This window comes from Microbispora rosea, from assembly GCF_900156315.1.
GTDB classification, from domain to species: Bacteria; Actinomycetota; Actinomycetes; order Streptosporangiales; family Streptosporangiaceae; genus Microbispora; species Microbispora rosea.
The window spans coordinates 10,744-31,667 of sequence record NZ_FTNI01000017.1; the positions used below are offsets into that span (position 1 = coordinate 10,744).

A 20,924-nucleotide genomic window follows, 5' to 3' on the forward strand; every position below is an offset into this window, starting at 1 on the left:
CCATAGCGGCAGGATTTTGACGGACAGCGGCAGTTCTGCCACTCGTCCGCGCGCGGCGCCCCGGTCAGGCTGACACGTGTGAACAACGCGACTTCCACTGCTCCGTCCGCGCGACGGCCGACGCCGGGGCCGGCGTTCGCTCTGACGGCCGGGGTCATCGGGCTCTGCCTCGCCGCGTCGGCCGTGCCGTCTCCGCTGTACAGGCTGTACACGGTCCGATGGCATCTGCCGACCTCCACCGTGACCCTGATCTACGCCACGTACTGCCTGGGGGTGCTGGTCTCGCTGCTGGTCTTCGGCCGGGTCTCCGACACCTGGGGCCGCCGGCCGGTCATCATGACGGGCCTGGCCGGCCTGCTCGCCTCGATGGGCCTGTTCGTGTACGCGTCCGGCGCGGCCTGGTTGTTCGCCGCCCGCGCGGTCCAGGGGCTGGCCACCGGCATCGCGATCAGCGCGTCCGGCGCGGCCCTGCTGGAGTTGCGCCAGGGCCGCGATCCGGCCACTGCCAGTCTCTTCAACGTCGTCGCCAGCGCCCTGGGCGTCGGAGCCGGTGGCCTGCTCGGCGCGGTGCTCCTGCAGTTCGCGCCGGGACCACTGGTCACCCCGTTCGTCGTGCTCGCCGTGCTGATCCTCGTTCTGCTCCTGGGCATGACGGCGGTCCCCGAGACCGTGCCACGGGAGTCGCGCTCCGGAGTCCGGATCGCGGCACCGGGCGTGCCACGGCAGATCCGCGCCCCGTTCGTCCTCGCGGGCCTCGCGATCACCTGCGCCTGGTCGATCATCGGCATCTACCTGGGACTCGCGGGTACGCTGGCTCCCGCTCTGCTCCACACCGCGAGCCCGCTCGCGGCCGGTCTGGCCATCCTGGCACTGGGGGGCGCGTCGGCGGTGCCGCCCCTGGTCGCGCGGGCGCTGCCCCCGGCCGTCCAGATCGCCTGGGGGACGCTCGCGCTCATCGGCGGCGTCGCGTCGATGGCGTGGTCGCTGTCCGCCGACAGTGCGGTGTCGTTCGTCGCGGCCAGCGTGGTGATCGGCGTCGGCGTCGGTTTCGCGATGTTCGGCGCACTGCGCACCGTCGGCGCCGCCGCGCCGCCGGACGGCCGGGCTCAGGTCATGGCCGCCTTCTACATCGTCGCCTACGCCGCGATCTCACTGCCCGCCGTCGCCGCGGGATTCGCGGTGCGGCGGATGGGAGCGGTGGCGACGTTCCAGATCTTCGGTGCGGGCATCGTCGTCGTCTCCGTGGGGACCCTGCTGTCGGCCGTGGCGTGGCAGCGTGCCCGGCACCGTGCGACGCGGGCCGCGGGCGTGACCACGCCGGCCGGGCCCGGGTCAGCTGCGGATTCGCAGGCCACGGGGAGTGGGGTGGAACCCGGCGGCTTCCAGGGCCTCCGCCAGAGGTGAGTCGGCGATGGCGGCGCCGTCCGCCCGCTCGACCGTCAGCTTGCCCAGGGCCCCCCGCTTCACGGCGACGGCCAGGGCCTGCACAGCCTGCCGCAGGTCCTCCTCGGGCCCGAAGGAGAGCAGGGTCTTCCCGCCGCGTTCCACGTAGAGGATCAGCGCGCCCTCCACCAGCACCACCAGCGCGCCGGCCTTGCGGCCCGGCTTGTGGGTCACGTCGTCGGCGCGGTCCGGCCAGGGCAGGGCCGCGCCGTACGGGTTGGCCGGGTCGGTCGCAGCGAGCACGACCGCACGGCGGGGCGGCGGCGGGGCGGGGATCGACCACAGGTCCTCGGCCGGGGCGGGGCGCGTGGAGGACCGTGTGGAGGACATGGCGCGCATGCGGTCAACCGCGCCCGGCAGGGCGAACTGGGCGCCGCCCAGACCTTCGACGAAGTAGCCCCGGCGGCACCGCCCGCTCTCCTCGAACGCGCGCAGCACCTGGTAGACCGCGGAGAAGCCACCGGGCAGGCGCTCGGGCGCGATGCCGCCCCGCGTCAGCACGCCGTGCCGCTCCAGCAGGACTTCGGCCTGCGCGTGGGCACGCTGGGTGGCGTCGGCCGACGGCGCGGGCAGCAGCCACCATCGGCCGCTCACGGTCGGCGGGCCGCTTCTCGTCGGCAGCACCGCGCGGCGGCGTCTGGTCGCCGGCGGCCGGTGGGCGGGCCGCCCGGTGCCCAGCGTCGAGCGAAGCGGGGCGAGCGTGTCGCCGGTGATCCGTCCGGCCCAGACGAGGTCCCACAGGGCCGCCGCGAGCGTCGTGTCGTCAGGCGCCGCGCTCGCGGGCGCGACACCCGCCGCCCTGTCCGGCCCGCCGGTGCCCGGCCCCGGGGTGCCGGTGCGGCCGAGGATTCTGGCCCGGCGGGCCGAGGCGGCGTCGGGGCCGGGCAGGGGTGGCGCCCCGTCGCCGAGCGTGGCCGTCGCGATCCGGTTGGACAACTCACGGAAGAACAGCGCGCCGCCCCCGTTCAGGATCTCCAGGATCTGCTCGTGCAGCGGAGTCATGGTGATCTCCGACGGCTCGGGGAGCAGCAGGGGCGCGGTGTCGGCGAAGTAGAGACCGACCCACCCGTCGCCGCCGGGCAGGGACCCCTGACCCACCCAGACGACCTCCCCCGACGAGGTCAGTTCGTCGAGCAGGGCGGGGGAGTATCCGGGCACTCGCGCGGGGAGCACCAGCGACTCCAGCGCGGAGGCGGGAACGGCCGCCCCCTGCAACCGTTCGATCGCGGTGATCAGCGCGTCCATGGCCCGCGCTGAGCCGTGGCCCTGGCCGTTCTGGGCGCCGGGTTCCGCGAGCCCGGTCCGGCCGCCGGTCCCGCCCTGCCCCGTCCCGCCCTGCCCGGTGCCGGTCGGCGCGCCGCTCTGCGGGACGATGCCGTGCCAGGCGGGCAGGAACGCCGCCAGCGTCTCCGGAGGGACCGGTTCGACCTCTTTGCGGAGCCGCGCCAGCGACCGCCGCCGCAGCAACCGCAGCACCCCGGCGTCGCACCACTCCTCGCCCCGGCCCCCGGGGCGGAACTCGCCCGCGACCACCCTGCCCGCCGCCGCGAGGCGGCGCAGCGCCTCGTCCACCACCGCGACGCCCACGCCGAAGCGCGCGGCGGCCGTGCCGGAGGCGAACGGCCCACGGGTGCGGGCGTGGCGCGCGACCAGGTCGCCGAGCGGATCGGGGGCGGCGGCCCGGCCCGCCCCGCCGGCGAGGGGCGCTTCGAGGAACTCGTGCGGAACGCCCACCGGCAAGGGCGCCCCGAGCGCGTCGCGCAGGCGCCAGGCGTCCTCCACCGCGGCCCATTGCTCGTGGCCCGCCACGCGCACCCGGATGGCCCGGCGCGCCCGTTCCAGGTCGGCGAGCCAGCCGGGGTCTCCCTCGCGGATCGAGACGTCCTGGGCGAGCAGCGGGCCGTGTGAGCGCAGCAGGTCGGCGAGGTCCTCGGCGTCGCGCAGCGGCCTGTCCAGCCGCGCCAGCTCGCGCTCGGTCTCGGCGACGACATCCGGGTCGAGCAGCTCCCGCAGGTCGGCCTGTCCCATGAGCTCGGCGAGGAGCGCGGTGTCGAGGGCGAGCGCCTGCGCCCGCCGCTCGGCCAGCGGCGCGTCACCCTCGTACATGAACGCGCCGATGTAGTTGAACAGCAGCGACGCCGCGAACGGGGACGCCTGGGAGGTCTCCACCTCGACCACCCGCACCCGGCGGGCGGCCACGTCCCGCATGAGCTCCACCAGGCCCGGCACGTCGAAGACGTCCTGCAGGCACTCGCGCATCGTCTCCAGCACCACCGGGAACCCGGCGTACTTGCTCGCGACGCCGAGTAGGTGGGCCGCGCGCTGGCGCTGCTGCCACAGGGGGCTGCGCCTGCCGGGCGAGCGGCGGGGCAGCAGGAGGGCGCGTCCGGCGCATTCCCGGAACCGGGAGGCGAACAGGGCCGAACCCCCCAGCTCCTCGATCACGACCTCCTCGATCTCCTCGGCGTCGAACACCGCGACGTCGGTCGGCGCGTCCTCGAAGGTGTCGGGCACGCGCAGCACGATGCCGTCGTCGGAGTGGACGGCCTGGACGTCGACGCCGTACCGCTCGCGCAGCCGCCGCCCGACGGCGAGTGCCCAGGGGGCGTGGACCCGCGCGCCGAAGGGGGAGTGGATCACCACACGCCAGTCGCCCAGCTCGTCGCGGAACCGCTCGACCAGGAGCGTGCGGTCGTCGGGCACGTATCCCGTCGCCTCCCGCTGCTCGGCCAGGTAGGCGAGCAGGTTGCCGACGGCGTAGTCGTCGAGCCCCGCCGCGCGGATCCGCTCGCGCGCCGACGTCGGGTCGCCCCGGCCGCCCGCCCCGGCCGCCGCCAGCTCGCGGAGGAACGCGCCGATCGCCCGGCCGAGCTCGGCGGGCCGGCCCGGCGCGTCTCCGTGCCAGAACGGCAGCTTGCCCGGTTGCCCGGGAGCGGGGGAGACCAGCACCCGGTCGGCGGTGATGTCCTCGATCCGCCACGAGGTCGCGCCCAGCACGAACACGTCGCCGACGCGGGACTCGTAGACCATCTCCTCGTCCAGCTCGCCCACGCGCGACGCCTTGTCGCCCACCAGGAACACGCCGAACAGCCCGCGGTCGGGGATGGTGCCCCCGTTCGTGACCGCCAGGCGCTGAGCCCCGGGACGGCCCTGGAGGGTGCCCGTCACCCTGTCCCAGACGATGCGCGGCCGCAGCTCGGCGAACTCCTCGCTGGGGTAGCGCCCGGCGAGCATGTCGAGCGTCGCCTCCAGCGCGCTGCGCGGCAGCGTGGCGTACGGCGCGGCCCGGCGCACCAGCGTCTCCACCGAGTCGACCGTCCACTCGTCGAGCGCGGTCATCGCGACGATCTGCTGGGCCAGCACGTCGAGAGGGTTGCGCGGATAGCGGATCTCCTCGATCTGCCCCGTGCGCATGCGCTCGGCCACGACGGCCGTCTGGACCAGGTCGCCCCGATACTTGGGGAAGATCACGCCGCGGGACACCGCCCCGACCTGGTGCCCGGCGCGGCCGATGCGCTGCAGGCCGCTCGCCACACTGGGCGGCGCCTCGACACAGGCCACCAGGTCGACCGACCCCATGTCGATGCCCAGCTCCAGGCTGGAGGTGGCGACCACCGCGGGCAGACGGCCCGACTTCAGCGCCTCCTCGATCTGGGACCGCTCCTCCTTCGAGACGGAGCCGTGATGCGCGCGCACCACCTCGGGAATCGCGCCGCCCGAGGCCCCCGCCTGGGCCATCAGCTCCGACGGCACGGCCCGCCCGGTGTCCCCGCGCCCAGTGTCCCCGCGCCCGGTGTCCGCGGGGCGAGCGTCAGGGTCTTCGCGCAGGTCGGACCATCGCGCGTGCAACTCCTCGAAGGCATCCGACCAGTGGGCCGGATCTCCCGGACCCGGGCTCGGGCACTCTTCCGGGGCGGGCGCGGTCCGGCGTTCCCAGGCGAGCTCGTTGAGCCGGGTGCACAGGCGCTCCGACAGGCGCCGCGAGTTGGCGAAGACGATCGTGGACCGATGGGCCTCGATCAGATCGAGAAGGTGCTCCTCGACATGCGGCCAGATGCTCCTGCGGTGCTCCGGCGACTCGCCGTCGACGCCGGGCGGAGGCGGCGCCAGCTCGGTCATGTCCTCCACCGGCACCACGACGTCGACCTCGATGACCTTCTCGGAGGGCGGCTGCACCACCGTGGCCGGGCGGGACCCGCCGAGGAACGTCGCCACCTCCTCGACCGGCCGTACGGTCGCCGACAGCCCGATGCGCTGGGCCGGAGCGGGCAGCAGGGCGTCAAGCCGCTCCAGGGTCAGCGCGAGGTGCGCCCCGCGCTTGGTCCCCGCGACGGCGTGGACCTCGTCCACGATCACGGTCTCGACGCCGCGCAGCGCCTCGCGCGCCTGCGAGGTGAGGATCAGGAACAGGGACTCGGGCGTCGTGATCAGGATGTCGGAGGGCCGGGCGGCGAAACGGCGCCGGTCCTCGGCAGCGGTGTCTCCTGAGCGGATCGCCACCGAGATGTCGGGGGCGGGCAGGCCCATCCGCAGCGCGGTCTGCCGGATGCCCGTGATCGGGGCTCGCAGGTTTCGCTCGACGTCCACCGCGAGAGCCTTCAGAGGGGAGACGTACACGACCCGGCAGGGCCGGGGCGGCTTCGCCTCATCGTTCCGGCCGCGTCGCGCGCCGCGGCGGCCGCCGGGCCGCCCCACCTCGGCTCCCGGTGAGGCCGGGCCCGTCGTGTGCTCGACGGCGAGGCGATCGACGGCCCAGAGGAAGGCCGCGAGCGTCTTGCCCGACCCGGTGGGAGCGACCACGAGTGTGTTCTCGCCCCGCGCGATCGACGACCACGCGCCCTCCTGCGCGGCGGTCGGCGTCGCGAAGGCGCCGGTGAACCACTCCCTGGTCACCGGGCTGAAGCCGTCGAGCGCACCCACCTGCCCATCATGCATCGCCCCACCGACAGAAAACGCCGCACCGGCGTCCCGCGGGGTGACGGGCACGTGCGGGACCAGACCGCCGGACACCACCAGGCCCGCCAGGTGCGATACGAGGCGCTACGAACGAACGCGTGAGTCGGCGAAGACGCTCGTTCCCCTGATCCCGTCTGGTATGAGATGCCGCTGCCGGGGCGTTCCTCGTGAGTATGGAAATCGACTATGCGGCCATCGAGTCGGAGCGCGCGCGGATCCGCGAGCGCTACCTGAGTGAGCGCCGTGCCCCCAGCAGCGCGAGGGGCCTGCACCATTTCGCACTGATCTCGTCCGACGTCGAGCGGACGATCCGCTTCTATCACGAACTCCTCGAGTTCCCGCTGACCGAGATCTTCGAGAACCGCGACTACCGCGGGTCCAACCACTTCTTCTTCGACATCGGCAACGGCAACCTGCTGGCGTTCTTCGACCTCCCCGGCCTCGACCTGGAGCCGTACAAGGAGGTCCTCGGCGGGCTCCACCACATCGCGATCTCCGTGGAGCGGGCGACGTGGGAGCGCCTGCGCGGCAAGCTCGACGCCGCCGGTGTGCCCTACCAGGTGGAGAGCGGCAGCTCGATCTACTTCCAGGACCCGGACGGCGCCCGCCTCGAACTGCTCGCCGATCCGCTCGGCGAGATGTACGGCACCCGCGTCATGTGAGCCGTCGCCCGCAGGCGCGGGAAGTGATCGCGGCGCCGCGGCCCGGACGGGACATCCGGGCCGCGGCGTCATACTGAACGCATGCGCCTCACAGACTTCTGGAACAGGATGCGCCGCCACTTCGGGGAGGCGTACGCGGAGTCGTGGGCGAAGGACTACGTGATCTCCGGGCTCGGCGGTCGCACGGTCGAGCAGGCCCTCGCGGAGGGCGTAGCGGCCAAGCAGGTCTGGCAGGCCGTCTGCCAGGAGGTCGAAGTGGATCCCAGGCTGCGCTGATCCCCCTCTCCGCCTGAGCGGCGGGCCGCACAGGCGGCTGCCGCGCTGCGACGTCCCCGCACACTCCACTCAACTCCGTGACCGCGGCCGTGTGATCCCGTCGCGCGCGGATCCCTCCATGACCCATGTCCTCCGTCGTCCATGGCAACTACTTGAATGACAGTTGAGTGCTTGCTAGCGTGTTGAGCAGATGAACACGGAGGAAGCGTATGACCGGAGATCACTTCACTCCCGATGAGGCTCTCCAGGAGATCGGGCGCGTGGGGCAGCGGGTCGGGAGTTCCTCGCGCGGGCCCGGACGGGCGTACCTGTTCGTGGGACTGGCCACGATGGTCTACTGGCCGGCGATGTTCCTCGGCGGCTATCCCTTGCCGTTGCTCGCCGGGGCCGGGTGGATCGTCCTGACAGTCGCACTGTGCGTGTACTGGGCCCGGCTGCGGGTGCACAACCGGCTGCTGAAGCGAATAAACGGGCCGGTCTCGGCCGCGTACGTGGTGACGATGATGGTGCCGTTCGTCGTGGGCGTCTGGCTGCGTCCCGACCGGCCCACGGCGGGCTGGACGGCGGTGCTCGTCGCTCTGTCGGTGCTCGCCGGGCTGCCCCTGGTGTACGGCGGACTCCGCCTGATGAGGAATCGATGACGGCCCATCCGCGCCACGAGCTCGACGAGATCATCCACGCGCCGGTGCGGCTGTCGATCATGGCGGCCCTGGCGGCGGCGGACAAGGCCGACTTCCGCTTCCTCCGCGACACCATCGAGGTCAGCGACTCGCTGCTCAGCAAGCACATCCTCACGCTCGAAGAGGCCGGCTACATCCGGGTGGACAAGGCCTTCGTCGGCAAGCGGGCGCGCACCTGGCTCTCGCTGACCGATCAGGGGCGTGCGGCCTTCGAGACCTACATGGACGTTCTGCGACGAATTGTGGAGGCAACCCCCCGTGCTTGAGATCGACGGCCTGCGCAAACGCTATGGAGACAAGACCGCCCTCGACGGGGTGGGCTTCGCCGTACGGCCCGGCGAGATGTTCGGGTTCGTCGGGGCCAACGGCGCGGGCAAGACGACGACGATGCGGATCGTCATGGGCGTGCTCGACGCCGACTCCGGCGAGGTGCGCCTCGACGGGCGCCCCCTGACGTACGACGACCGCCGCACGTTCGGCTACATGCCGGAGGAGCGCGGCCTCTACCAGAAGATGAAGGTCGCCGAGCAGATCGAATACTTCGGCAGGCTCCACGGGCTCGCCCCGGCCGCCGCGCGCTCGGCCACCGCCGCCCTGATCGAACGGCTGGGCCTTGCCGAGCGGCGCGACGACGCCGTGGAGGCGCTGTCGCTCGGCAACCAGCAGCGGGTGCAGCTCGCGGTCGCGCTCGTCCACGAGCCGGCGGTCCTGATCCTCGACGAGCCGTTCTCGGGCCTCGACCCGCTGGCGGTCGACGCGCTCGCGGAGGTGCTCAAGGACCGCGCCGCCGCGGGTGTGCCGGTGATCTTCTCCAGCCACCAGCTCGACCTGGTCGAACAGCTCTGCGACTCGGTCGGCATCATCTCGGCGGGCCGGATGGTGGCGTACGGGCCGGTCGGCGACCTGCGCGAGCGGGAGGGCCGCGGGGTGCTGCGGGTCGTGGTCAGGGACGCCGCGCCCGGCTGGGCCGACCGCCTGCCCGGCGCGCTCACCCGCGAGGGCGACCGCGACGTCCTGCTGTGCGAGGAGGGCGACGACCAGGACATCCTGCGTACGGCGATCGGGGCGGGCAAGGTGGAGCACTTCGGCCGCAGGCAGCCGACGCTGGCCGAGATCTTCAGGGAGGCGGTGGCATGAACGGCCTGTGGCTGGTGGCCCAGCGGGAGATCCGCACGCGCATCAGGACGAAGTCATACCTGATCAGTCTCGCGGTCAGCGCGATCCTGGTGGCCGCGCTCGCGTTCCTGCCCAGGGTCCTGGGCGGCGACGACACCTACGACGTCGGCGTGGTGGGACAGGCGCCCCCGCCCGCCGCCCAGCTCGCCTACTCCCGGCTGCCGGACGAGGCGGCCGCGCGGAAGGCCGTGGTCGACGGGGACGTCGACGCGGCCCTGATCAACGGGGACAAGGTCCTCGCGGACGGCGAGCTCGACCAGCGGCTGGGTCTGATCCTGGAGAGCGTCCACCGCGACGCGCAGATCTCGGCGGCCGGTCTCACGATCACGCCGCTGACGGTGGAGTCGGTCGGCGCGGACGCCCGCTACCAGGGCGTGCGCACCGGCATCGCCACCTTGATCGTGATGGTGCTGTTCTTCCTGCTCATCTACTCCTCGATGTTCGTCGCGATGGGCGTGGTGGAGGAGAAGGGCAGTCGCATCGTGGAGATCCTGCTCACCTCGGTGCGTCCCTGGCAGCTCCTGGGCGGAAAGATCGTCGGGCTGGGCGCGCTGGGGCTGGTCAACCTCGTCGTGGTCATCGTCGCCGGTCTGGCGGCGTCGTCCGCGACCGGCTTCACCGCCGACTTCCCGCCGGGGATGGGGGGAATCGTGGTCAGCGCGGTCGTCTGGTTCGTGCTGGGCTACGCCTTCTTCTCGGCGCTCGCCGCCGCCTTCGGCTCGCTGGTGTCGCGGCAGGAAGAGCTCAACACCGTCCTGACGCCGATGACCATGCTCATGATGTTCACCTACCTGACGGCCTACTTCGCCGCCGTCGAGCCGGCGGGCACGGTCGCGCGCGTGCTGTCGTTCGTGCCGCCGTTCTCGTCGATGGTCATGCCCGTGCGTACGGCGGCCGTCGACGTGCCGCTGGTGGAGATCCTCGTCGCCGGAGTGCTCATGGTCGTGGCCGTGGTCGCCGTCCTGCTGGGCGCGGCCCGCGTCTACCGGCGGGCGGTGCTCCGCACCGGCGCCCGGGTCAAACTGGGCGAGGTCGTCCGCTGACGGCGGACGCAGGCGCGGAGGATCAGGGGGGCCGGGAGAGGGTCTGACCGATCAGCTCGGCCGCGCGGCCGGGGTCGTCGGCGCTCTCCTGGCCGCCCGGAGCCCACAGGAACATCCATCCTTCCTTGGTGGGCGTCGCGAAGACGATCGTCTGCCTGCCGGTGCCCGGGTGCCAGACGGACAGGACCGGATCGTCCGTGCCGAGCAGTCGCGCGGAGAGACCGAGCCCGGGGAGTCGCGCGGCGAGCGCCCCAAGGCGGGCCAGACGCTGTCGGCTGTAGTCGCCGGTGCCCGTCACGTGGCCCTCCAGCGGGGAGATCCAGCTTTGCTACAAGGATCGTCCCAGGTCAGAGCGCTGACAACCACGGCAGAGTAACGCCCGGGAATGTAACGGCACGGTTGGGACGCCGTTCGTTCCCGGGCTCGGTGGCGTTCCGGCATGTGATCGAACAGTCGTTCGGCTATATTGGACTGGTCGCCGCCGGGGTGCGCGCCGTCAGGTCGCCGGGGCGCGACAGGCTCCCGGCCCACCTCTCGGGGCGGTGTGCGGGAAGCTCCGGAAAATGTCGGTGGCACCCCGTAGCTTTTCGGTGACCGAGCAGACGACACCCTTCAGGGGGCACCCAATGGCAATCAACGACCGCGAGAAGGCCCTTGAGACCGCCCTCGCGCAGATCGAGCGGCAGTTCGGCAAGGGCAGCGTCATGCGCCTCGGAGACGACGCGCGTGCCCCGATCGAGGTCATCCCCACCGGTTCGATCGCTCTCGACGTCGCCCTCGGCATCGGCGGCTATCCCCGCGGCCGGATCGTCGAGGTGTACGGCCCCGAGTCCTCCGGTAAGACCACGGTCGCCCTGCACGCCGTGGCCAACGCCCAGAAGGGCGGCGGCATCGCCGCGTTCATCGACGCCGAGCACGCCCTCGACCCCGAGTACGCCAAGAAGCTGGGCGTCGACGTCGACGCGTTGCTCGTCTCCCAGCCGGACACCGGTGAGCAGGCGCTGGAGATCGCGGACATGCTGATCCGTTCCGGCGCCGTCGACATCATCGTGATCGACTCCGTGGCGGCCCTCGTGCCGAAGGCCGAGATCGAGGGCGAGATGGGCGACAGCCACGTCGGTCTCCAGGCCCGCCTCATGTCGCAGGCCCTGCGCAAGATCGCCGGTGCGCTGAACCAGACCCGGACCACCGCCATCTTCATCAACCAGCTCCGCGAGAAGATCGGCGTCATGTTCGGAAGCCCCGAGACCACCACGGGTGGCAAGGCGCTGAAGTTCTACGCGTCGGTGCGGCTGGACGCGCGCAGGATCGAGACACTCAAGGACGGCACCGAGCCGGTCGGCAACCGGACCCGGGTGAAGGTCGTCAAGAACAAGATGGCCCCGCCCTTCCGCCAGGCCGACTTCGACATCCTGTACGGCATCGGCATCTCCCGTGAGGGCGGGCTGATCGACATGGGCGTCGAGCACGGGTTCGTGCGCAAGGCCGGCGCCTGGTACACGTACGAGGGCGACCAGCTCGGGCAGGGCAAGGAGAACGCCCGCAACTTCCTCAAGAACAACCCCGACATCGCCAACGAGATCGAGAAGAAGATCAAGGAGAAGCTCGGTGTCGGGCCGCGGCTCGACTCCCCGAGCGAGCCCCCCGCCGCTCCGGCGGCGCCGCCCGCCCCGACGTCCGGCCGGGGCAGCAAGGCGGCCAGTGCGCCCAAGCCGGGTGACGTCTGAGCGCAGGCATGAGGCGCGAGGAGCCCCTCGGCCCGGACGGCGGGATCGGGCCGGGGGACTGGAACTCGGGACCCTGGGGGCCGGCCGAGGAGCCGCACAGGCCGGCTGAGGACGCCTCCGCGACGATCGCCGCCCTGCGCGAGGAGATCCGGCGTGCGGAACTCCGGCGTGCGGAGACCGGGCATGCGGACATCGGCCGCGAGGAGACAGCGCGGGCGGAGGCGGGTCAGCAGGTCGGCCGCGCCGGCCGCCGACGCCAGGGACGTGGCAGCAGGCGCGGAGACCGGGCACGCCTGGGGGAACCCGCGGCGCTGGGAGATTGGGCAGGCTCGGGGGAACCGGGCGCGCCGGGAGATCGGGCAGGCTCGGGAGAACGGGCAGGTCCGGGAGATCGGGCAGGTGCGGGGGAACCGGGCGGGCTGGGGGACTGGGCAGGCTCGGGAGAACCGGGCTCGCCGAGACGCCGGGGGAAGCGCAAGAGGTCCGGCGGGTGGCTTCCCGACGGGCCGGAGGAGGGCACCGCGGCGAGCGAGGGGCCGCCGGCCGACCCCGAGGCGGTGGCCAGAGCCATCTGCCTGCGACTGCTGACGATGGCGCCCAAGACCCGGGCCCAGCTCGCGGACGCCCTGCGCAAGCGGGAGGTGCCCGAGGAGGCGGCGAACGCCGTGCTTGAGCGGTTCTCCGAGGTCGGGCTCATCGACGACGAGGCGTTCGCCGCCGCGTGGGTGAGCTCACGGCACACGGGTCGCGGGCTGGCCCGCCGCGCGCTCGCCCAGGAACTGCGGCAGCGCGGCGTTGCCGAGGAGACGGTCAAGGACGCCGTCGGGCGGCTCGATCCGGACGAGGAGGCCGAGACCGCTCGCAGGCTCGTGGATCGGAAGCTGGCCGCCACCCGCGGGGTGGAGCCGCAGGCGCGCATGCGGAGACTGGTCGGCATGCTGGCCCGCAAGGGCTATTCGCCGGGGCTTGCCTTCCGCGTGGTCCGAGAGGCGATCGAGGCCGAAGGCAGCCCGTCAGATGGGCTTCCGGACACCTTCGAGTGAGCTATAGCACCACGCAAAAGTCACTTGACAGGGCATCTTTGCTTGCTCGTTACCTCTCTGACGCTTAATCTCGACCGCAGTGAGGAGTTACTCCGCGCAGCGCGGATTGCCATAACGGTGTACCACGACGGACGAGAGACATTGACCGGCCTTCGGGCCATATCGGCCGCCCCTCGGGGCGTCCGGGCATTGCGACGATATTTGTCCTGGTGACGCCACCGGGCGCTGCCGTGCTGCGCGTGTGACCCCTGCCAAAAGTTGTCGTGAGGGGTGAGCGCGCATGGACACGATCGTGATCGTTCTTGCGGTTGCGGTAGTGCTGCTGGCTCTCGTGATGATCGCCGCCCTCGTCATAGTCATGCGCCGTACCGGCGTCGTTGCACCGTCCGGCCCCTCGCCCGAGCAGCTCGCAGAGGTGAAGGCCGAGGTCAACGAGGAACTCGAACGGGCCAGACGTGAGGCCGAGGAGATCCGCACGAAGGCGGAGCGTGACGCGGGGGAGATCCTCAAGAAGTCGGAGACATTCGCCGAGAGCGCAGCGCTGATGCGCAAGGAGGTCGAGGAGGAGTCGCGGATCCTCAAGACGGAGCTCAAGGAGTTGCGCTCCGACCTCGAACGCCGCGAGAACCGGCTGGCCGAGCGCGAGCAGCGGCTCGACGAGGAGGCACGCAGGCAGACTGAGCGGGCCCGCAAGCTGGCCGAGACCGAGACCGAGCTGGCCGACCGCCGCGAGGAGCTGGAGCGGGTGGCCGAGCGGCGGCAGGAGATCCTGGAGCGGGTCGCCGGCCTGACGGCCGAGCAGGCCAAGTCGGAGCTGGTCAAGGAGATCGAGAACCAGGCCAAGCGCGAGGCCGCGCTGATCGTCCGGGAGATCGAGGGCGAGGCCCGGAAGGAGGGCGAGAAGCGCGCCTGCAAGATCGTGACGCTGGCCGTGCAGCGCGTCGCCACCGAGCAGACGGCCGAGTCGGTGGTGAGCGTCCTCCATCTGCCCGGCGACGAGATGAAGGGCCGCATCATCGGCCGGGAGGGCCGCAACATCAGGGCCTTCGAGTCCACCACCGGGGTCAACCTGATCATCGACGACACACCGGAGGCGGTGCTGCTGTCGTGTTTCGACCCCGTCCGGCGGGAGACGGCCAGGCTGACGCTGGAGAAGCTGGTCCTCGACGGCCGGATCCATCCCCAGCGCATCGAGGAGGCGTACGAGCGCAGCAAGGCCGAGGTGCGGGACCTGTGCGTGCGGGCGGGAGAGGACGCCCTGGTCGAGCTGGGCATCACCGAGATGCACCCCGAGCTGGTCACGCTGCTTGGCCAGCTCCGCTATCGCACCTCCTACGGCCAGAACGTGCTCAAGCACCTGATCGAGTCGGCGCACATCGCCGGAATAATGGCCTCCGAGCTGCGGCTCGACCGTGACCTCGTCAAGCGGTGCGCGCTTCTGCACGACATCGGCAAGGCGCTCACCCACGAGGTCGAGGGCAGCCACGCGATGATCGGCGCGGAGATCGCCCGGCGGTACGGCGAGCACGAGGACGTCGTCCACGCCATCGAGGCGCACCACAACGAGGTGGAGGTCAAGACCGTCGAGGCGGTGCTCACCCAGGCCGCGGACGCGATCAGCGGCAGCCGCCCCGGCGCCCGGCGCGAGTCTCTGGAGGCGTACGTCAAGCGGCTGGAGCGCCTGGAGGAGATCGCCCAGTCGTACGACGGCGTGGACAAGGTCTTCGCCATGCAGGCGGGCCGGGAGATCCGGGTGATGGTCCGGCCCGAGAACGTGGACGACATCCAGGCCCAGGTCATCGCCAGGGACGTCGCCAAGCAGGTCGAGGAGGAGCTGACCTACCCCGGCCAGATCCGGATCACTGTGGTCCGCGAGTCCCGCGCCACGGAGTTCGCCCGGTAAGCCTCATCCGGCAAGCCTCGCCCGGCCAAAGCCAACCGGCAAGCGTCGCTGGTGAAGCCCCATCCGGTAGGCGCCGCTCGTGAAGCCCATCGCTCGGTAAGCCTCGCTCGGCCAAAGCCACCCGGCAGGCCTCGCTGGTGAGACCCCGTGCGGTAAGCGTCGCTGGTGAAGCCCCATCCGGTAAGCCGCCCGGTGCAACCCGCCCGGTAAGCGTCACCCCGCATAGCCTCGGCCCGCACGTCTCACACCCCGAGGGCCGCGGCTCCTCATGACGAAGGGCCCCCGCCCACTGCTGGGCGGGGGCCCCGGTCGTGTGGGGACGCCCCAGGGACGCCCCCCAGGGACGCCCCCAGAGACGCCCCCTGGGATGCTCCTGTGAGGCGCCCCCTGGGATGCTCCTGTGAGGCGCCCCCTGGGATGCTCCTGTGAGGCGCCCCCTGGGATGCTCCTGTGAGGCGCCCCCGATCAGCTCAGGCCTTGAGGCTGAGCGCGTCGGCGAGGTCGTTGAGCGCCTTCGCCAGCGTCGCCTGCGCGCCGACGGAGGTGTCGAGCTGGTGGGAGACGGCCCGAAGCTGCGCCACTGCGGCGTTCTTCTGCGGCCCGTCCGCGAACCGCTCGGCCCGGTCGACGAACTTCCGCACGTTGTCGGCCGTGGCCTTCTTCAGGGTGCCGGTGCGCAGTGCCTGCGCATAGTAGGCGCGCACCAGCGGGAAGCTCGCCGGCCACGTCACCCGAGGCTGCTGCTGGGTGTTGAACCGGTCGAAGGTGGCTGTGGCCGCGGCGTCGATCTCGGCCTGGTCCAGGTGTTCGCTCGGAGTCAGCGTGAACGCGTCGAACCCGCGGGCGATCTCGCTGCCGTAGACGTGGCCGTTGTAGTAGTACGCGGACCAGAAACCGCCGAGGAGAAGAGAGCTGTCGCTCACCGGGCCCCGGTCGAAGTACGCGATCTCCTGCGGGTTGGCCGAGTCGGTGAAGTCGAACACCGAGACGCCGCCCTGATACCAGGCCTGGACCATGATGTCCCGTCCGGGCACCGGAACGAGCGACCCGTTGTGCGCGACGCAGTTCTCCTGGTTCGTCTGCGGTACGGGCAGCTTGTAGTAGCTGCGGAACTTCAGCTTGCCGTCGACGATGTCGAAGATGGCGTCCGCGCCCCACGACGGCTCGTCGGTGACGCGACAGCGCGCCCCACTGCCGCCGCCCCACTCGTCCGTGAAGATGACCTTGGTCCCGTCGTTGTTGAACGTGGCCGAGTGCCAGTAGGCGAAGTTCGGGTCCGTCACCGCGTCGAGCCGCTTGGGGTTGGCCGGGTCGGAGATGTCGATCAGGAGTCCGTTGCCCGCGCACGCCCCGGCCGCGAGGCCGATCTCCGGGTAGGCCGTGATGTCGTGGCAGTGGGTGGTGACGGGCGACGGCGACCAGGACGAGCCGGACGGGTGCCGCGGGGCCTGCGGGGCGTTCTGGAGACCATTGATCGCTCCGGTCTCCGGGTCGGTGAACAGGCGCGGTGTGGAGACGATCGCCGCGTTCTGCGGGGCCGCCACCGGCACCTTGATGACCTCGATACGCCACTGGGCCGTGTTCGGGTCGGTCGCCGCGGTGTTGGCGCAGCCCGCGAGCTCGGAACCCGAACGGACGCTCGCCGTGCCCTGCACGTAGACGTACACGTTGTCCGGATCGTTCTTGCTGGTCACCAGAGTGTGCGTGTGCGAGCCGCGGCAGGTTTGCACGGCCGCCACCTGGACCGGCTTGCTGATGTCGCTCACGTCGAAGACCCGGACGCCGCGGAAGCGGTCCGGGTTCACCGTGCCGCTCGCGCCCTGCGTGCCGCAGTCGATCCGGCCTCGGGTCTCCTCGACCGACATGAACAGCAGGTTGCCGTACACCGACAGGTCGCCCTGGCCGCCCGGGCACACCACGGACGTGGCCAGGACCGGGTTGGAGGGTGTCGAGACGTCGTAGATGTTGAAACCGGTGAAGTTGCCGACGAACGCGTACTTGCCGCTGAAGGCCATGTCCGAGTTCGCGTACGACGAGTTGCCAGGGTTCGAGGCCTGGTAGAAGCCCTCAGGCTTGTCCCGGTGGGCCAGGAGCTCCAGCCCCTGGCTCGCCTGCTGGGCATCAAGCCATCCCGCTCCCAGCCCGGCTCGCGGATCGGCGTCGTCCGCCATGGCCGTGGCGGGCATGAGGCCCACCAGGACCGCCCCTACGGCGACGACTCCGATCTTCCTTAATCCAGCACGCCCCCAACGTGCTGTCGCACGGCTGATCCTCAAGGGTCGCACCCCTCCTTTTCTGGTCTTTCCGGCGTGACCCGATGCGCGTGCGACAGATCCCGGGGCCCGGCCCGACCCAAAAGATCTACGCGGCGTTTGGGGGACAGTAACTGAATATGGGGCGAATGTGCTATACCCCTTCACATCCTCCGGTTTGGCCGGTGTCCCCCCAACCGCCAATGAAGCGAGCGCAGGACATGATCTCCTCCACCTCCTCACGGCAGCTTCTCGCGCTCGCGCTCGCCGCCGCCGCCGCGATCAGCGCCTGCACGGCCGAGACCGCCCCGCCCCCCAAGGTGAACGTCGTGCAGCCGGGCGCGCCGGGACAGGGCAGCAAGGTCCTGCCGGCCGACCAGGTGCCGAGCTCCGACGACAGGGAGTACACCGACGCCGACGTGCGGTTCATGCAGGGGATGATCCGGCATCACTCCCAGGCCCTGCGCATGACCGCGCTCGTCACCGGGCGCAGCGAGAGCAGTGACCTCCCGCGCTTCGCCAAGCGGATCGAGATCTCCCAGCAGGACGAGATCGACCAGATGGTGCGCTGGCTCAGGGCCCGGCTCCAGCAGGTGCCGAGCGTGGGCTCCGGCGGGGGGCACGACCACGGCGGCGGGGAGCTCATGCCCGGCATGCTCAGTGAGGCGCAGTTCGCCGAACTGGAGCAGGCCACGGGGGAGCGGTTCGACCGGCTCTTCTACGAAGACATGATCCAGCACCACCTGGGAGCGCTGACCATGGTGGAGCGGCTCTTCGGCGACGGAGGAGGCGAGGAGTCAGAGATCAACCAGTTCGTCACCCATGTCGACGCGGACCAGCGCATCGAGATCGACCGGATGCGCACGCTTCTCGCCGAGACGAACGGGTGATCGGCCCGCTCATCGGAAGATCTGCAGGTAGAACGACAGCTCGGCGGCGAGCGCCGCCGCCTTGGTCTCCAGCCGCCGGAACCCGTGGGCCTCGCCCTCGAACGTGAGATAGGTGCAGGGCACGCCGCGCGCCAGCAGGCGCTCGGCGAACGCCCGTGACTGGGCCGGCGGCACGACCGGGTCGGCGAGCCCCTGCATGAGCAGCATGGGGCAGTTCACCCGGTCGGCCCGGGCCAGCGGCTCGCGCTCGCCGTACCGGTCCTCGGGGCCGACCAGCCACTCCACATACCGCGACTCGAAGTCGTGGGTGGCCGCGACGAGCGGCCCGAGCGCGCTGACGCCCGCCACCGAGACGCCGCCCGCGAAGACGTCCGACGCGCCGCAGGCGGCCATGACCGTCCACCCGCCCGCGCTCGCGCCGCGTACGGCGATCCTGGCGGGGTCGGCGAGGCCCTCGGCGACCAGCCACTTGGCCGCGGCGATCACGTCCTCCACGTCGGTCACGCCCCACCGGCCGTGCAGGCGCTCCCGGTAGGCCCGGCCGTACCCGCTGGATCCGCCGTAGTTGACGTCGATCACGCCGATGCCGCGGCTGGTGAAGAACGCCTTCTCCAGGCTGAGCTCGCTCGTCGCGTGCCCGGTCGGCCCGCCGTGCACGAAGACGACGTAGGGCACGCCGCCCTCGTCCGGCTGTTCCGGCGGATACAGGTACGCGTGGACGCGGACGTCGGGCCCGGCCACGAACTCCACGACACGGGGCGCGGGCAGGACGCCGGCGGGAACATCGTCGATCTCCCGGCGCAGTTCCTCGGCCCGACCGGCCAGAGCGGCACGACCGGCCAGACCGGCGCCACCGGCCAGACCGGCACGAGGGGCACGAGCGGCGCCACCGGCGCGAGCGGCCTGAGCGGCGCCACCGGCGCCCTCTCGGGCACCCTCTTCATGCGCGTCACCCGCATCACTTGGGTCATCGGGGCCGCCGGCGGTGTCGATCCTGACGACCGAACGCGGCGCGCCCGACCGGTAGCCGAGGCCGACGAGCACGTCGCCGTCCGCGTGCAGCACCGGCGCCCACCCCTGGAAGGGGACGTCGAGGTCGGCCAGCGTGCGCGTCTCCGGGTCGAGGACGCCCAGGCGCAGGTCGCCGCGCCCGCGCAGCACGGCGAGCCGCCCGTCGCCCAGCACCGCGTACGGCAGGCCGCCGAGCTGCCACAGCGGGCCGGCGAACTCCTCCTCCGCCGGCCAGAGGGCCTCGCACGACGATCCGGAGATGTCGGCCCGGTAGAGGTTCCACCAGCCCGACCGGTCGGAGACCGCGTACAGGCGCCGCTCGTCGCACCACAGCGGCGCGAGGACCGACTCGGCGGGCCCGCCCAGCACCGTCCGCGTGGCGCCGTCGGACAGCCGCGTGACCCGCAGCTCGGTGCGGGTCCAGGGCATGTGCGGGTGGTTCCAGCAGATGTAGGCGAGATGCCGGCCGTCGGGGGACGGCGTGGGAGAGGCGTAGAAGTCGCAGCCGGTGATCACCTCGGCGACCTCGCCGGTCCCGGTCGGCTCCACGGCCACGATCGAACGGGTGACCTTGGCGTCCTGGTGGTGGCGTTCCCGGACGCACCACACCCGCGGGCCGCCCGTACCACCCGCGCCGTCCTGGACCCGCAGGTCGGCGTAGCGCAGCGCGCCCGGCTCGTCGGGCTCCGGCGTGACCGGACGGGGCCGTTCCGCGTACGGGTCCGGCTCGCCGCCGGCGGGAGGCCGGGCGAGATAGAGCCGCTGGTCGGTGTGGTGCGCGAAGACGATCCCGTGGCCGGGGACGACGGCATAGGACCGGCCGCCGTACTCGTGGACGCGCGTACGGGCGTCCCAGGGCGCGGGAAGCAGGTCGGTGAGGGAGCCGTCGGCGGCCCGGTGGACGACCGTACGGCGGCCGCCCTCGGCGGGGCGGTCCTCCTCCCACCACGTCTCCCCGCCCAGCACGGTCGGGAAGCCGAGCCGCAGACCGGCGCGTGCCACGTCGGCGGTGGAGATGGACGACGGCCGTGGCGAGAACGGCCTCGGGCCGGGCGCGGGGGGCATGACCGCATCCTGCCGGACGGGCCCGCTCCTGGGGGTGCAAATGCTGCAACGATCAGTCGAGGGACGGGGGAGTGGTGTAGCGGGTGGCGAGCGCGCCGAGCTGGTCGATGACCGTCCGCTTCCAGGTGCCGTCCTCGAACATCCGGCGCAGCGCCTCCTCGACCTGGTCGCGCAGCGCGGCCGTCCCGGTGGCGATGCGGTACTTCTCGGTGGCCAGGGACCTGCCGCTGAAGCGGAACCTGCCGGGATACTGCGCCGACAGCCCGGCGAGCACGGGGGCGTCGGCCACGATCGCGTCGGTCCTGCCGGAGGCCAGCAGCGGCGCGCAGGCCGCGGGCAGGTTCGCCTCGGCGAGGAACACCTGCCGCCAGCGGGTGCCGAACCGCTTCACGAGCGGCTCGGCGGACTCGCGGGTGGCGCAGACGCGTTTGCGCGCGAGGTCGCGGGGGCGGCGGATGGACAGGTCGCCGGCCCGGACGAGGACGTCGGTGCTGGTGACGAGGTAGGGGCCGGCGACGTACCGGGAGCCCGGCGGGCCGGTCGCGCCGACGACGAGGTCGGCCCGTGCGGTGTCGAGCGTGTAGACGACCTGGTCGTCGCGGTAGCCGAGCGCGCGGGCGACGTACTGCGCGACCTCGATGTCGAAGCCGCTGTAGCGCCCGTCGGGGAGCCGGGTGACCAGGCCCGGCTGCCCGGGTCGCACGCCGACCACCAGCGTGCCGGCGTTCCCGCATCCACCGGACAGGAACGCGGCCGCCAGGACGCCGACCACGGCAACGCCACGCCACACGCGCTCA

The 20,924-nt window shown here is 72.0% G+C and carries 16 protein-coding genes; 11 read left to right on the forward strand and 5 right to left on the reverse strand.

Going from position 1 to position 20,924, the window contains the following annotated elements; translation table 11 throughout:
• The first annotated feature begins 78 nt into the window (after positions 1 to 78).
• A complete protein-coding gene (locus BXA11_RS22895; protein WP_076437701.1) occupies positions 79 to 1,404 on the forward strand; it encodes an MFS transporter in 1,326 nt (441 codons plus the stop codon).
• Here BXA11_RS22895 and BXA11_RS22900 read toward each other — a convergent pair.
• On the reverse strand, positions 1,333 to 6,378 hold the full coding sequence (locus BXA11_RS22900) for an Lhr family helicase (RefSeq protein ID WP_076437703.1): 5,046 nt from the start codon (positions 6,376 to 6,378) through the stop codon (positions 1,333 to 1,335). The genes BXA11_RS22895 and BXA11_RS22900 overlap by 72 nt on opposite strands.
• 194 nt (positions 6,379 to 6,572) lie before the next feature.
• On the opposite strand from BXA11_RS22900, the gene BXA11_RS22905 reads away from it, so the two are divergent.
• From BXA11_RS22905 to BXA11_RS22930, 6 genes are all read left to right on the forward strand, one after another.
• Entirely contained in the window at positions 6,573 to 7,061 is a 489-nt protein-coding gene (locus BXA11_RS22905) for a VOC family protein (protein ID WP_030506481.1), read from the forward strand.
• An 81-nt stretch (positions 7,062 to 7,142) separates the two neighbouring features.
• The gene (locus BXA11_RS22910) at positions 7,143 to 7,337 is read left to right on the forward strand and encodes a DUF3046 domain-containing protein (RefSeq protein ID WP_030506480.1); all 195 of its coding nucleotides are present in this window, start codon (positions 7,143 to 7,145) and stop codon (positions 7,335 to 7,337) included.
• 209 nt (positions 7,338 to 7,546) lie between these two features.
• Entirely contained in the window at positions 7,547 to 7,978 is a 432-nt protein-coding gene (locus BXA11_RS22915; RefSeq protein WP_030506479.1) for a hypothetical protein, read from the forward strand.
• On the forward strand, positions 7,975 to 8,283 hold the full coding sequence (locus BXA11_RS22920; protein ID WP_030506478.1) for a winged helix-turn-helix domain-containing protein: 309 nt from the start codon (positions 7,975 to 7,977) through the stop codon (positions 8,281 to 8,283). Before BXA11_RS22915 ends, BXA11_RS22920 begins: the two co-directional genes overlap by 4 nt.
• Complete coding sequence (locus tag BXA11_RS22925) at positions 8,276 to 9,154, forward strand: ABC transporter ATP-binding protein (RefSeq protein ID WP_030506477.1); 879 nt, start codon at positions 8,276 to 8,278, stop codon at positions 9,152 to 9,154. The genes BXA11_RS22920 and BXA11_RS22925 overlap by 8 nt, the downstream gene beginning before the upstream one ends.
• Entirely contained in the window at positions 9,151 to 10,236 is a 1,086-nt protein-coding gene (locus tag BXA11_RS22930; RefSeq protein WP_076437705.1) for an ABC transporter permease, read from the forward strand. The genes BXA11_RS22925 and BXA11_RS22930 overlap by 4 nt, the downstream gene beginning before the upstream one ends.
• 22 nt (positions 10,237 to 10,258) lie before the next feature.
• Here the strand turns inward: BXA11_RS22930 and BXA11_RS22935 are convergent, their stop codons facing one another.
• Positions 10,259 to 10,534, reverse strand: coding sequence for a hypothetical protein (locus BXA11_RS22935; protein WP_076437707.1), 276 nt, complete (start codon positions 10,532 to 10,534; stop codon positions 10,259 to 10,261).
• A 328-nt stretch (positions 10,535 to 10,862) separates the two neighbouring features.
• On the opposite strand from BXA11_RS22935, the gene recA reads away from it, so the two are divergent.
• The 3 genes from recA to rny all read left to right on the forward strand — a co-directional run bounded on the left by recA (position 10,863) and on the right by rny (position 14,909).
• Positions 10,863 to 11,963, forward strand: coding sequence for a recombinase RecA (recA, locus tag BXA11_RS22940; RefSeq protein WP_030506474.1), 1,101 nt, complete (start codon positions 10,863 to 10,865; stop codon positions 11,961 to 11,963).
• A gap of 8 nt (positions 11,964 to 11,971) precedes the next feature.
• Positions 11,972 to 13,006: a recombination regulator RecX gene (gene recX / locus BXA11_RS44740; protein WP_083744507.1), complete on the forward strand. Its 1,035-nt coding sequence runs from the start codon at positions 11,972 to 11,974 to the stop codon at positions 13,004 to 13,006.
• A gap of 280 nt (positions 13,007 to 13,286) precedes the next feature.
• Positions 13,287 to 14,909 (forward strand): ribonuclease Y, encoded by a 1,623-nt coding sequence (gene rny / locus BXA11_RS22950; protein ID WP_030506472.1) that lies wholly within the window; start codon positions 13,287 to 13,289, stop codon positions 14,907 to 14,909.
• 470 nt (positions 14,910 to 15,379) lie between these two features.
• Here rny and BXA11_RS22955 read toward each other — a convergent pair whose 3' ends face one another.
• Positions 15,380 to 17,095, reverse strand: a complete 1,716-nt coding sequence (locus tag BXA11_RS22955) for an LVIVD repeat-containing protein (protein WP_076437954.1) — start codon at positions 17,093 to 17,095, stop codon at positions 15,380 to 15,382.
• 269 nt (positions 17,096 to 17,364) lie between these two features.
• Here BXA11_RS22955 and BXA11_RS22960 point away from each other — a divergent pair, with 269 nt between their 5' ends.
• Positions 17,365 to 18,051, forward strand: a complete 687-nt coding sequence (locus BXA11_RS22960) for a DUF305 domain-containing protein (RefSeq protein WP_143734461.1) — start codon at positions 17,365 to 17,367, stop codon at positions 18,049 to 18,051.
• Between the two features lie 9 nt (positions 18,052 to 18,060).
• Here the strand turns inward: BXA11_RS22960 and BXA11_RS22965 are convergent, their stop codons facing one another.
• Together BXA11_RS22965 and BXA11_RS22970 are read right to left on the reverse strand one after the other, a co-directional pair.
• Positions 18,061 to 20,127, reverse strand: coding sequence for a S9 family peptidase (locus BXA11_RS22965; RefSeq protein ID WP_083744509.1), 2,067 nt, complete (start codon positions 20,125 to 20,127; stop codon positions 18,061 to 18,063).
• A gap of 52 nt (positions 20,128 to 20,179) precedes the next feature.
• Entirely contained in the window at positions 20,180 to 20,917 is a 738-nt protein-coding gene (locus BXA11_RS22970) for a transporter substrate-binding domain-containing protein (RefSeq protein WP_159454829.1), read from the reverse strand.
• Between the last annotated feature and the right edge of the window lie 7 nt (positions 20,918 to 20,924).

Bases quoted from the DNA above. Each gene is read 5' to 3' on its own strand.
- BXA11_RS22900 (WP_076437703.1), bottom strand. From the start codon at position 6,378: ATGCATGATGGGCAGGTGGGTGCGCTCGACGGCTTCAGCCCGGTGACC.
- BXA11_RS22905 (WP_030506481.1), top strand. From the start codon at position 6,573: ATGGAAATCGACTATGCGGCCATCGAGTCGGAGCGCGCGCGGATCCGC.
- BXA11_RS22910 (WP_030506480.1), top strand. From the start codon at position 7,143: ATGCGCCTCACAGACTTCTGGAACAGGATGCGCCGCCACTTCGGGGAG.
- BXA11_RS22915 (WP_030506479.1), top strand. From the start codon at position 7,547: ATGACCGGAGATCACTTCACTCCCGATGAGGCTCTCCAGGAGATCGGG.
- BXA11_RS22920 (WP_030506478.1), top strand. From the start codon at position 7,975: ATGACGGCCCATCCGCGCCACGAGCTCGACGAGATCATCCACGCGCCG.
- BXA11_RS22930 (WP_076437705.1), top strand. From the start codon at position 9,151: ATGAACGGCCTGTGGCTGGTGGCCCAGCGGGAGATCCGCACGCGCATC.
- recA (WP_030506474.1), top strand. From the start codon at position 10,863: ATGGCAATCAACGACCGCGAGAAGGCCCTTGAGACCGCCCTCGCGCAG.
- recX (WP_083744507.1), top strand. From the start codon at position 11,972: ATGAGGCGCGAGGAGCCCCTCGGCCCGGACGGCGGGATCGGGCCGGGG.
- rny (WP_030506472.1), top strand. From the start codon at position 13,287: ATGGACACGATCGTGATCGTTCTTGCGGTTGCGGTAGTGCTGCTGGCT.
- BXA11_RS22955 (WP_076437954.1), bottom strand. From the start codon at position 17,095: ATGCCCGCCACGGCCATGGCGGACGACGCCGATCCGCGAGCCGGGCTG.
- BXA11_RS22960 (WP_143734461.1), top strand. From the start codon at position 17,365: ATGAAGCGAGCGCAGGACATGATCTCCTCCACCTCCTCACGGCAGCTT.
- BXA11_RS22965 (WP_083744509.1), bottom strand. From the start codon at position 20,127: ATGCCCCCCGCGCCCGGCCCGAGGCCGTTCTCGCCACGGCCGTCGTCC.